Annotated in this window: 9 protein-coding genes and 1 tRNA gene; all 10 read left to right on the forward strand. The window is 57.1% G+C overall.

Annotated features, from left to right (window positions below; all coding sequences use genetic code 11):
• The first annotated feature begins 35 nt into the window (after nucleotides 1-35).
• The 10 genes from GE073_RS10220 (at nucleotide 36) to GE073_RS10265 (ending at nucleotide 11,726) form a co-directional block, all read left to right on the forward strand.
• The gene (locus tag GE073_RS10220; protein WP_153783402.1) at nucleotides 36-1,802 is read left to right on the forward strand and encodes an S-layer homology domain-containing protein; all 1,767 of its coding nucleotides are present in this window, start codon (nucleotides 36-38) and stop codon (nucleotides 1,800-1,802) included.
• 130 nt (nucleotides 1,803-1,932) lie between these two features.
• Nucleotides 1,933-2,019: transfer RNA gene (locus tag GE073_RS10225), tRNA-Leu, on the forward strand.
• Between the two features lie 149 nt (nucleotides 2,020-2,168).
• Nucleotides 2,169-2,900: a 6-phosphogluconolactonase gene (locus tag GE073_RS10230; RefSeq protein ID WP_153783403.1), complete on the forward strand. Its 732-nt coding sequence runs from the start codon at nucleotides 2,169-2,171 to the stop codon at nucleotides 2,898-2,900.
• The gene (locus GE073_RS10235; RefSeq protein WP_153783404.1) at nucleotides 2,809-4,032 is read left to right on the forward strand and encodes a carbohydrate kinase family protein; all 1,224 of its coding nucleotides are present in this window, start codon (nucleotides 2,809-2,811) and stop codon (nucleotides 4,030-4,032) included. Before GE073_RS10230 ends, GE073_RS10235 begins: the two co-directional genes overlap by 92 nt.
• Nucleotides 4,033-4,074: 42 nt before the next feature.
• Nucleotides 4,075-5,160: a Gfo/Idh/MocA family protein gene (locus GE073_RS10240; protein ID WP_153783405.1), complete on the forward strand. Its 1,086-nt coding sequence runs from the start codon at nucleotides 4,075-4,077 to the stop codon at nucleotides 5,158-5,160.
• Between the two features lie 108 nt (nucleotides 5,161-5,268).
• Nucleotides 5,269-6,432 carry an ROK family transcriptional regulator gene (locus tag GE073_RS10245; protein WP_194843338.1) on the forward strand — a complete coding sequence of 388 codons (1,164 nt, stop codon included), beginning with the start codon at nucleotides 5,269-5,271 and terminating at the stop codon, nucleotides 6,430-6,432.
• 40 nt (nucleotides 6,433-6,472) lie between these two features.
• Nucleotides 6,473-7,306 carry a sugar phosphate isomerase/epimerase family protein gene (locus tag GE073_RS10250; RefSeq protein ID WP_153783407.1) on the forward strand — a complete coding sequence of 278 codons (834 nt, stop codon included), beginning with the start codon at nucleotides 6,473-6,475 and terminating at the stop codon, nucleotides 7,304-7,306.
• Nucleotides 7,303-8,355, forward strand: a complete 1,053-nt coding sequence (locus GE073_RS10255) for a Gfo/Idh/MocA family protein (protein WP_153783408.1) — start codon at nucleotides 7,303-7,305, stop codon at nucleotides 8,353-8,355. Before GE073_RS10250 ends, GE073_RS10255 begins: the two co-directional genes overlap by 4 nt.
• A 278-nt stretch (nucleotides 8,356-8,633) precedes the next feature.
• Nucleotides 8,634-9,968: an extracellular solute-binding protein gene (locus GE073_RS10260; protein WP_228551422.1), complete on the forward strand. Its 1,335-nt coding sequence runs from the start codon at nucleotides 8,634-8,636 to the stop codon at nucleotides 9,966-9,968.
• A gap of 291 nt (nucleotides 9,969-10,259) precedes the next feature.
• Entirely contained in the window at nucleotides 10,260-11,726 is a 1,467-nt protein-coding gene (locus tag GE073_RS10265; protein WP_101808969.1) for an extracellular solute-binding protein, read from the forward strand.
• The last annotated feature ends 67 nt before the right edge of the window (nucleotides 11,727-11,793 follow it).

An 11,793-nucleotide genomic window follows, 5' to 3' on the forward strand; every position in this document is an offset into this window, starting at 1 on the left:
GCCGGAGCGAATCGGAAGAGAGGAAGTCGAAATCATTGAGAACAAATCGATGGACATGGAGTCTGTCTCTCCTGCTGATCTTCTTGCTGCTGCCGGTCTCGCCGGCAGCAGCAAGCGATGAGCCTGCGTTTTATGTGAGCTCGTCGAAGTCGAGCGTGGCGGTCGGAGACCAGGTAGAGGTCGAGATCGGAGTGCGAGGCGCGCAAGCGTGGACGGCCTTCGAGCTGAATCTGTCGTTCGACGCCGCCCTGTGGAGCGTCAGCGCGTCTTCGTTCGCGACGGGCCTGAACGGGTTCAGCGCGGTCGTCAACCCGGAGCTGCTGGACGAAGGCCAGCTCCGTGCGGTCTATACGAAGCTGGGGCATGCGGCGGGCGACAGCGGCGACCTCGTGCTCGGCAAGGTGAAGTTCACCGCTAAAGAGGCGGGCAGCGGAGCCTTCTCGCTGAATGCCGTCAAGGTCGGCCAAGACGGAGACCGGTGGACCGACTATGCGCCGGGCGTGCGGACGAGCACGCAGATCGTCAGCGGCGGGGGCGGCAACAGCGGCAACGGCGACAGCGGCGGCAACGGAAGTAGCGGCGGCGGCAGCCCTGCTCCCGGCCCCGCGGATGCCGGGAACGATCCGGTCATCAGCGGCTCGGGCATCAGCGTCAAGGCAGCGCCGAATGCAGCGGGAACCGCTCGTGTCGAGCTGGATGCGGAACGTCTGCAAAGCGCGATCGGCAAGCTGGAGGAGCATGACTTGACGATCAAGCTCGTCTCCGATCCGGCGACGAAGCAGGTCGAGCTCGTCATGCCGCTCGGTCCGATCCGCAGCGCCATGGCTTCGAATGTGGAACGCTTGACGATTGATAGCGGCCTGGCCGTCGTCTCGCTGGATCGGAGCTGGTTCGCGAAGCAGAATGCGGCGGACAGCGCGAAGCTGCAGCTGTCGGTCGGCCGGAAGGCGGCGTCCGAGCTGCCTGCGGCCGCAAGCGGGAACGTGCCGGCGGACGCGACGATCTATGACTTCGGCTTGACGCTGGATGGCCGGCCGGTCGGCGCCTTCGATGCCCGCGAAGTGACGGTGACGGTTCCGTACACGCTCCGCGCTGGCGAGCAGCCGGAGCAGGCCGTCATCTACTACATCGCCGATAACGGCGAGCTCGAGGTCGTCAAAAACGCCAAATACGACCCGGCCACAGGCATGATTTCGTTCAGCCCCCGGCATTTCAGCCTTTATTTCCCTGGCTATGCCGACCTCACCTTCCGCGACTTGAACGAGGCAGGATGGGCCAAGCCGTATATCGAAGCGCTGGCGGCCCGCGAAGCGGTAACCGGCGTCGGCGGCGAAGCCTTCGATCCGAACGGACGGCTGACCCGGGCGCAGTTCATTACGATGCTCGTCCGGCTGTTCGACCTGACGGACCCGGCGGCGGCCGCTACGTTCTCCGATGCGAAAAAAGGCGCCTGGTATTATGAGGCCATCGCGTCCGCCCAGAAGGCGGGCATCGTCGAAGGGAAGAAGGACGGCACGATCGGGATCGGCGATCCGATCAGCCGGCAGGATATGGCGGTCATGCTGTACCGCGCTTCCCGCTCCATGAAGCTGGACGTGCTCGCGCCGGCGAATGCCGCCGCCCCTTCCTTCGCGGACCAAGACAAGATTGCCGGTTATGCGAAGGAAGCGGCAGCCGCCGTGGAGCAGGCGGGCTTGATGAACGGAATGGGCGGAGGCGTCTTCGACCCGCTCGGATTGTCGAGCCGGGCGCAAGCCGCAGCCGTGCTCTATCGGCTGTTCGAAATCAAGGAATGGAAGTAAGGGCTGTATAAGGCAGGCTCGGAGCAAAGCAGAAGGACCGGCCATGGAGCCGGTCCTTCTTTTTTATAAAAATCATAAAATAGCTTGACCGTGAACTTCGAATCATGGTATATTATTTTTCGTTGGTTATGCGGTCATGGCGGAATTGGCAGACGCGCTAGATTCAGGTTCTAGTGTCAGCAATGACGTGGAGGTTCAAGTCCTCTTGACCGCACCACCCCAGAAATGTACAAGCTCCCGAACCCGTCCTTGTGACGGTTCGGGAGCTTTCGTTTGGCCTACCGATAGGGGTTGACGGGGCCGTAGAGGCAACTTATTATAATTAATAAAGTTAGTTAATTAAATCATGAGCCAGAGGTGGTGCCGATGCAGACGATCATCGAATCCGATTATGAAGCTCTTTCGGAGAGGGCAAGCGAATGGATTGCGAAGTGCGTGTCAGACAAGCCCGACGCGGTATTATGTCTGGCAGCCGGAGCTACGCCAGTAGGCGCTTTTCGGAAGCTGGTCTCGATGGCCAAAGAAGGAAAGGTCGACTTGTCGAAATGCCGGTTTGTCGGACTGGATGAGTGGGCCGGACTTAGGCGCGAGGACGAAGGCAGTTGTAAGCGATTACTTTATGAAGAGATTTTTGAGCCGCTGCAAATTCCCGAAGGCCAGCTCTATATGTTCGATGCTTGCTCGGAGGATTTGGCCGGAGAATGCCAAGCCATGAATCGGCGGATCCAAACGCTCGGCGGCATTGACTTCATGCTCGTAGGAGCGGGAATGAACGGGCATATTGGCTTCAACGAGCCGGGGACTTCGTTCGATACGTATGCTCATGTGGCGAATTTGGATGAGGTGACCCAACAGGTCGGCCAGAAATATTTCTCCAAGCCCATGAGGCTTCGGACCGGCGTCACGCTTGGATTGAAGCATCTCGCCGAGTCGAGGAGCGTGGTCCTCATGGTCAGTGGCTCCCACAAAGCCGACATCGTCGAGCGCATCGTGAACGAGGAGATCAGTGAACAGCTGCCGGCGAGCCTCGTTCGGAAGCATCCGAACGGCTGCTTGCTGCTGGACAGCGAGGCGGCCGTCAAGGCAAGGAAGGACTGATGCAAGCTTGCAGCCAATAGCCGAACAAATCGCGATCAAGTATAAGAAGGCAGAGCGGTTCGGGGTAATGCTCGGATTTGACGGTTTCATCGACAGCGTCGTTCGCGCGGTGAGGCGACGTGACGAGGAGGATCAAGCCCGCTTTTTCGAAACCATGAGCGAGTTCGGGCACTATTTAGTGGAGAAGAGCGGCAAAAACTGCTCGATCGAGCTGGTGGAGCAAACGAACAAGCTTGGCGGCAACATGCCGATCATGGCTCTCGCCTTAGGGAGGCTCGGCTTCCGGCTTACGAGCATCGGGGCGCTGGGCAGCGAAGGAATAAAGCCGCAATTTTCGGAGCTGACCGGAACGGTCCATGAAGCGATTTCCGTGACGGATCCAGGCTTCTCCACGGCGATAGAATTCCGGGACGGGAAGGTCATGCTGGCCGATGTCAGCTGCCTGGATTCCATGGACTGGGACAGATTGGTCCAATGCGTCGGGAAGGAGCGGCTCCTCTCCTGGTTCGACAGCAATCCGCTGATCTGCTTGTTGAATTGGAGCGAGACGAAGCATGCCTCTCAGATTTGGGAGGGCTTTCTGAATGAGATTATCCCGAACGCCCGGAACGCCTCGGAGAAGACGATCTTCATCGACTTGTCCGACTGCTCTAAAAAAAGCGAGGCCGATCTTCGCCGAGCCTTCTCGCTCCTGAAGGCATTCAAGCGTCATTGCAACGTTGTGCTCAGCATGAACGAGAACGAATTGGCGACAGCAGGCCGCAAGCTGCTTGACCAGGACGAGCAGGACATGGCGCATGCGGCGCGGCAGCTTTATGAATACGCGGGAGTCGATCAGCTTGTCGTGCATGTAAAGGACGGGGCGTTCGCCTGGAGCGGCGACAAATTGTTTCAAGCAGACAGCTATGCCATTGAGGAGCCGGTCATCCTCACAGGCAGCGGCGACCATTTCAATGCCGGCTACTGCTCGGGGCAGCTGCTCGGACTCGGCGTCAAAGAGAGCCTGCAGACCGGCAACGCCGTAGCCAGCTACTATGTAAAGCATGGCACAAGTCCGACGCCCGCCCAGCTGGTTCAACATCTGGCCGGCTTCCATGACGATGATCAGCCAAGCGAGAAACAACCCGGCTAGCTTGTGGGAGCCGGCCTAATTCCACGAAGGAGGCCATGGAGGATGAAAAAAGTAAAGGTGGCTATTTTCGGAGCCGGGTTCATTTCGGATTACCATGCAGAGTGCTATCGTCGTTTCGTCCCGGAATCGGAAGTCGTCGCCGTCTATGCGAGAGATCTGGATAAAGCCAAGCAATTCGCAGCCAAGCATCATATTCCGCAGGCTTATTCAGACATCGGCCAGCTGCTCGCGGAATCGGGCTGCGACGTCGTCGACATTTGCCTCCCGAACTTTCTTCACCATAGGGTCTGCATCGCCGCCGCCAATGCCGGCAAGCATGTCATCATAGAGAAGCCGCTCTGCGTCACGCTTGAAGAAGCGGACGATATGATCGCGACCTGCAAGGCGCAGAACGTCAAGCTCATGTATGCCGAGGAATTGTGCTTTGCCCCGAAGTATGAACGCGTTCGCGAGCTCGTTCAGGATGGCGCGATAGGCGATATTTATATGCTGAAGCAGACCGAGAAGCATTCCGGTCCTCACAGCCCTTGGTTCTATGACATGGATCTGTCCGGCGGCGGCGTGGTGATGGACATGGGCTGCCATGCCATCCAATGGTTCCGCTGGATGCTCGGCGGGAACCCGGGCGTGAAGAGCGTAAAGGCACATATGCAGACCGTGCTGCACAACGAGATTACGAAAGGCGAGGACAACGCCGTCCTCCTCATCGAATTCGAGGGAGGCGTGCTCGGCGTTGCGGAAGACAGCTGGGCGAAGCATGGCGGCATGGACGACAAGATCGAGGTTCATGGTACAAAAGGCGTCAGCTACGCGGATATGGTCATGGGCAACTCCGCCTTGACTTACAGCGTGGACGGGTACGATTATGCGGCGGAGAAGGCGGGAACGACCAAGGGCTGGACGTTTACGATCTACGAGGAAGCGTTCAACTACGGCTATCCGCAAGAGCTCAAGCACTTCATTGAATGCATCGCCTATGACAAGACGCCTTTGGTAACCGGAGAAGACGGAAGGGCTGTCCTGGAAATCATCTATGCCGCCTACGAATCTGCCCGAACGGGGAACAAGGTGGAGCTTCCGTTTCGTCCCCAAGTAAAGAAACCGATCGATCTCTGGCACGGCGTTTAGCGGCAGGACTGGAAGGGGAAACCGATAGCCCCGTGTCATTGACGGGGCGCGGTCGTCCCTCTATATTTGGTTAACAAGCTTTCTTAACTAATGAGAAGAGGGACATTCATGGCGAGCTTCATTCAAACCCATCTGAAAGATATGAACCGCAAGACGGTATTCGACTTATTGTCTTCGGTAGACAGCATCTCCAGAGCCGAGATCAGCAGGCGAACGGGAATCAGTTCTCCTACGGTCATCAAGATCGTCAGTTATTTTCAGGAGAAGGGCCTGGTCATCGAATTAGGCGAGGGAAGCATCTCCACGGCAGGAAGGAAGCCTCAGCTGATCCGCTTTAATCCGGATGCCGCATGGTCGATCGGAGTCGTCTATGAAGGCGATTATCTGGATGTCGGATTCGTCGATTTGAACGGGAATATCAAGCATCGGAAAAGGTTCAAGGCAGTCGCCAACCTGGACGAGATGCTCGAGCTTCGGCTGCCGGTCATTCTTCGGGCTTTCATGGAGGAGTTCGGGGAAGCCCGGCCGAGCATTCTCGGCGTCGGCATCGGCATCCCCGGAGTCGTGGATCCGGACACGGCTCAGATCGAGTTCGCCGCTCCTATCGTCGGCGTCAAAGAAAAAAGAGACTGCAGAAGCCTCATCGATCGGCTGAGCGAGCAAATCGGACTGCCCGTCTCCATCGACAATGATGTCAAATCGGCCGCATGGGGCGAGTACATCACGCGAAGCGGAGAAGCGCTGCAAGATCTGCTGTATGTCTCGCTCGGCTCAGGCATTGGCGCGGGCATTATCCTGGACGGCCAAATCCGTCGCGGCAAGCATAGCCTGGCCGGCGAGATCGCCTTCACCTCCTTCGATCCAGCCTTCCGAATGTCCAAGACGGAGGTGGGCTGGATCGAAGGAAGGCTCGGCATTCATCCGTTGATCGGCAAGTGGAGCTTCCTGGAGAACATCCTGAACGACGGACAAGCGGGGGGCTATCCGACGACGCATCGCGGTCCTTTCGAGGAGATGATCCGTTACATCGCTTCGCATTTGGCGCTCTGCATCTCCAACCTGGTCGCCGCTCTTGACATTACGGACGTGGTGCTGGGCGGCGTGACCGTTGAGGCGCTTGGAGAGGCATTATTGGATGAAGTGAAAGAATACCTGAAGCGGCTGTGCGTCATCGACGTCCGATGTGACCTGCAGCTGAGCAGGGATCCCGGCGTAGTCGGCGTCGCGGCGATTGCCACCAATCATCGGCTGATGGAGTGGCTGGAAGGCTGAGTCAGCCGCACGAAGCTTAGGAAGCGAGGAGAGGTACGGGATGGAATGGGCGTTCATGACGGCGAACTACGTGGCGAAGGAAGTCGGCTACAAGGATGTGACGGACTGGTTCAAGGATTGGGGACGATGCACGGAAGCGACGATTCGGAGCTTCCACCGCAGTCAATTCGAGCTGAAGTTCGAGTCTCTGATCAGCGGCATCAAAGAAAATGGATTCGATGCGATCGAGCTATGGGTGGGGCATCTGCACCCGGAGACGGCGACGGACGAGATGGTGCGCAAGGCGCGCGGGCTCCTGGATAAGTACGAGCTCTCCGTCGTGTCCTATACCGCTTCGTTCTCATCGCCGAACATGACGGTTGAGGAGGGAGCCCGTCGATTCGAGATCGCCCGCGCGATCGGCGCTCCGCTGCTCGCGAGCAGCTTCAACGTCTCGAATGCGGAGCTGATTGTCGAGCTGTCGCAGCGATACGGAATTTTCTTTGGACTGGAAAATCATCCGGAGCGCAATGCGCAGGAGATCATCGAGAAGATTTCCCCTTATTCGCCCTGGATCGGGGCTGCGCTGGATACGGGATGGTTCGGCACGAACAGCTGCGATGTCAGCGCTGCCGTCGGCGAGCTTGCGCCGTATTTGAAGCATGTTCACCTGAAGGACGTTCTCGCGGCAGGCGCGCATGACTCGTGCGGGCTGGGCGAAGGCGTCGTCGACATCAAGGGGGCGCTTCGCGAGCTGCATGCGATCGGCTACCAAGGGGCGCTGACGTTGGAGCACGAGCCCTATGACCACGATCCGATGCCGGCCATGGTTCGAAGCCTGCAGCTCGTCAAACAGCAATGGAACGAGCTTCAGGCTCAGGAGGAAAAGCAATGAGCCTTCGCATCGGAATCATCGGAGCCGGCGCCATCGGCCAGATCCATGCCGCGACGTTCAAGCAGCTTGACAACGCCGTCGTCGCGGGCATGGCCGACGCCCATCTGCCGCTCGCGCAAAAGGCTGCCGCCGAGCTCGGCATCGAACGCGTCTTCGACTCCGCAGATCAGATGATCGCGAGCGACGAGATCGACGCCGTTGTCCTGGGCGTCCCCAACAAATGGCATGCCGATCTGGCGATCCAGGCGCTTCAAGCCGGCAAGCATGTGCTGCTCGAGAAGCCGATGGGCATCAATGCGGAGGCGGCCGCTCGCATTCAAGAGGCGCATCTCAAGTCCGGCAAAACGCTTATGATTGCCCATCAGCTCAGGTGGGTGTGGCCGGCGAGGCAACTCAAAAAGCTGATTGAGGAAGGCAAGCTGGGTACGATCTATTATGTCAAGGCGAATTGGCTGCGGCGTAAAAATATCCCCGGCTGGGGCTCGTGGTTTACGCGGATGGAGCATTCCGGCGGAGGGCCTCTCATTGACGTCGGCATCCATTTGCTTGATCTGGCGCTGTATCTGATGGGCAACCCGACGCCGGCCAGCGTATCGGGCTCGACTTATGCGAGCTTCGGACCTCGCAAGCTCGGCATCGGCAATTGGGGAACCCACGACTGGAACGGCTATTTTGACGTGGAGGATCTCGCTACGGCGTTCGTGAAGATGGAGGATGGCGCGACGCTGCTGTTCGACGTAAGCTGGGCCAGCCACAACGGCAACGAGGACGGCATGCTGCTGCAGCTTATGGGAACCGAGGGCGGGGCGACGATCAAGCTGAATTCCGGCGTGCTGCATGCGGAGCTGTTCGATCGAAAGGTCGACATCGAGATGACGCCGGATGAGAAAGCCGACGAGCGGCTGCTGTTAAGCCGGCACTTTGTCGAATGCGTCCTCGAAGGGAAGGAGCCGCTGCCCTCAGCCGCAACCGGATACCTCAACAATCGGATCATCGACGCCATCTATGAGTCCTCCAAATCAGGACGTGAAGTTCGAATGGGAAGTTAAGAGCATGGCCGAAGCCGGCAGAAAGTCGGGCGCTATCGCCTGAGCTTAAAGCCATCGCGGCGCAGGGAGATCCTCCCTTGCGGCCCGATGGCTTGTTTGCGTTTCCGAAAAGTCAGAAGTTATACAGCAGATCGCTTTACTTTGAAGGTTCAATCGTTTAGATTTAAGAAAAATGCTATTCATGCAACGAACATGCGTCTCGAAAGGTGGCGGCTCATATTCAAATGGGGAATCAACCTAAATCAGGTCGTACTAAATTCCGGTCTCGATTGAAATTCATGATTGATCAGCTGCGGGATCGGATCTTGGACGGCACTTATAAACCGGGCGAGTTTCTTCCTTCGGAGTCCGAGCTGGTCCAGCTGTACGGATTGAGCAACAAATCCATCCGGAAAGGGCTCGACGAGCTGGTAGCGGAAGGCCTGATCGTCAAAGTGAATCGGGTCGGAAGCAAAGTGACGGAAAAAGGCCATGAATCGACGGTCGTTACGCTAGGCGTCAGTTCTTCGATCGAGAAGGACATCCTCCTTTCGAAATTGCTGGACGACTTCAACGAGCTGTACCCTCATATACGCGTCAAGATCATGACGATCACGATCACCAACTACACGAGCCAGATCGAGAGTTATTTGGAAAACGAGGTCATCGACGTCTTCACGCAGAACAGCCTTCATTTCCAGGAGCTGAAAGAAAGCGGAGCGCTGAGCATGCTCGAGCCGTTGAAGGCGGAAAAGGAGATTTATCCGTTTCTGAACGACGTGTTCAGCCATCAATCGCTGCAGTATGCCGTCCCTATCGTCTTTTCCCCTATCGTACTCGCGTACAACCGGACTCACTTCAGCGAAGCGCAAGTCCCCGAACCGGATGGAAGCTGGACATGGGGGGATGCGCTGAAGCATGCCGAGACGCTGTCCAGAGGGGCGGACGGGAGGCTGGGGCTATACTTCATCATGGTGTCCTCCTTGCGCTGGCCGGTGTTTCTCATGCAGAGCGGGGAAGAGATCGGGCCGGACCCGAGCGGCGGGTTCAGACTTCAAGGCAGCAAGCTGCTCGAGAGCATTCGGTTGTGCAAGCGCATCATCAAGGCGCAGGACAACTACCTTGGCTTCCTGATCGAGGACAATAAGGATGTCATGGACCTGTTTCGTCAGGGCAAAGTATCGATGATGCTGGCCAGCTACATGGCTTTGAACGAGCTGAAGGACTCGTCCATCGACTTCGACTTGTCGCCGGCTCCGTTCATTGAAGCGCCCGCTACGATGCTCCACACGATCGGGGTGTCCATGCGTAAGACCGATCATGTGGCTGCCCGTCTGCTCGTCGATTATTTGGCTTCCTCGAGAGCCCAGGGCATGATCCGCAAGTGGACGAACAGCATACCGGCGGTCAGATCGCTGAATGAAATCCGTCTGGAAGAGCGGGATTCGATCAACCGGCCGTCGCGCTATCCGCTCTTCCGTGAGATCATGGCGACGTACAGCTCACGCAGCCGCCTGAATCTATCGGCGGAAGCGTTCGACCAGCTCGGCCGGCTGTTGAAAAGGTATTGGTCGGATCTCATCACCGAGGAAGAGCTGTGCGCCAAGGTGGAGGAACTGCTTGTCAACGGGTAGGGAGGGAGGATTCCCTCCCTTTTTGCTGTACTATTTTTCTATAAACTCACTTTTTTATCCAATCTGCTGTATATGATGAGAAATTTAGTTTGACAACCGGGCGATACCTGCTTAAAATTGGCTTAAGTAAAGTAAATCAAATATACAGCAGATTGGGCGGGGTTCAATCGGTTCCAATCGGATGGAGCCCATGCGGGAGGTGAGCCGCTCGTCGATTGCGTGTAAGAACAAGCATTTATACGAAGGCTAATTCAGCAAAACCATGACTTCTAACTTCCAAGGAGGGTCTACATGAAAAAGGTTTTGAAAGCGACTTCAGTATCACTTGCATCGCTCGTTGTTCTTACTTCACTTGCCGCTTGCAGCAGCAATTCCTCGAACAATGCCGCCAATTCTCCCGCACCGGTCAATGCCTCGGCCGGCGAGACGGACGCGGGCGCCCAGGTCTATTCGGAGAACGGGCTGCCGAAGGACGAAAAAGTAACGCTGAAGGTCGGTTTTTTTGAAGGCGGAATGGGCCGCGAATGGTTCGACTACGCTCTCGAATCCTTCAAGCAGAAATTCCCCAACGTCTCGTTCGACGTCACGTACTCCCCTACGATCTCGCAGGTCACGCAAACGAAAATCGCGGCGAATGACGACAAGGACATGTTCGATCTGTTCTCGGGAAGCATACCGGGAGGCATCGCGAGCTACGTCGAAGCGGGCAAGCTTGAATCGCAGGAAGACCTGTGGGACCGAAAAGCGTATGACGGAAGCGGTAAGACGCTGAAAGAGGTTTCCTTCGAAGGCAGCTTTGAGTCGTCTCCGCGCACGAAGGGAAATACGTACGCCTTCCCGATCTCGGCAAGCGGATCCGGTCTGATGTACAACAAATCTTTGTTCGAGCAAAACGGCTGGAACGAGAACCCGAAAACGTGGAGCGAGTTTTTGAAGCTTTGCGAGGATATTAAAGCGGCCGGCTTATATCCGATTACGTTCCCCGGCGTGTATCCGGATTATATCACCAACGCGTTCGGCCCGCCCAAGGTATACGAGCTGGCGGAGGAGAACGGCACGCTGGATAAGGTGTATGAGGATTACCACAAGTTCAATCAGCCTTACTTCCTCGCTGCCGAAAACGTCGAGCGCTGGAACCGGATCTATGATATGGGCAAGAAGGGCTACTTCCCGAGCGGCCTTGCCGCATTGAATCATACGCAATCTCAAATGCAGGTCGTACAAGGCAAAGCGGCGATGGTGGCGACGGGCACCTGGGTCGAGAACGAAATGAAGCAGTCGACGCCGGAAGGCTTCAAATGGGGCTATATGACGGTTCCAATGGCCGAGAAGCCTGACAATACGAAATGGATTACGTTCACGCCGGGCTCGGGCTTCCTGATCTGGGCGGCCAAGCCTGAGCTGAACAAGAACTGGTCCAAGGAATTCATCGTCTGGCTGTGGAACCTGGACAATCAACTGCAGATCGCGGAAAAGGGCGGCATGATTCCTCTGAGAGCGGACTTTGCCGACGACGCGTCCCGCTTGGAGAAGCTCCAGAGCTTGCCTAGCGCATTCCTGGCTTATATGAAGGACAATAAAGTAAAAATGGATTCGGGCTCCGCAGACGTTACGTTGACGGACCCCGCATTCGAGCAGGCGAACAAGGTCATGTCCGAATCGATTACACAGATCGCGACCGGAAAACAGGATCCGCAGCCGAAGCTTCAGGAAGCGGAAAACTACCTCAAGAAAGCGATCGACGCACAGGGCAAGTAAATCCGCCAAGGAGGGGGGAGGCCCCCTCCTTTCTTATCGGCTGACCTCAAGAAAGGAGCGCTGAACC

This window comes from Paenibacillus sp. B01 (genome assembly GCF_009649995.1).
In the GTDB taxonomy this organism is placed as follows: domain Bacteria; phylum Bacillota; class Bacilli; order Paenibacillales; family Paenibacillaceae; genus Paenibacillus_O; species Paenibacillus_O pasadenensis.

Coding starts and splice junctions, on each gene's coding strand:
- GE073_RS10240 (WP_153783405.1), top strand. CDS start 4,075: ATGAAAAAAGTAAAGGTGGCTATTTTCGGAGCCGGGTTCATTTCGGAT.
- GE073_RS10250 (WP_153783407.1), top strand. CDS start 6,473: ATGGAATGGGCGTTCATGACGGCGAACTACGTGGCGAAGGAAGTCGGC.
- GE073_RS10260 (WP_228551422.1), top strand. CDS start 8,634: ATGATTGATCAGCTGCGGGATCGGATCTTGGACGGCACTTATAAACCG.
- GE073_RS10245 (WP_194843338.1), top strand. CDS start 5,269: ATGGCGAGCTTCATTCAAACCCATCTGAAAGATATGAACCGCAAGACG.
- GE073_RS10255 (WP_153783408.1), top strand. CDS start 7,303: ATGAGCCTTCGCATCGGAATCATCGGAGCCGGCGCCATCGGCCAGATC.
- GE073_RS10265 (WP_101808969.1), top strand. CDS start 10,260: ATGAAAAAGGTTTTGAAAGCGACTTCAGTATCACTTGCATCGCTCGTT.
- GE073_RS10230 (WP_153783403.1), top strand. CDS start 2,169: ATGCAGACGATCATCGAATCCGATTATGAAGCTCTTTCGGAGAGGGCA.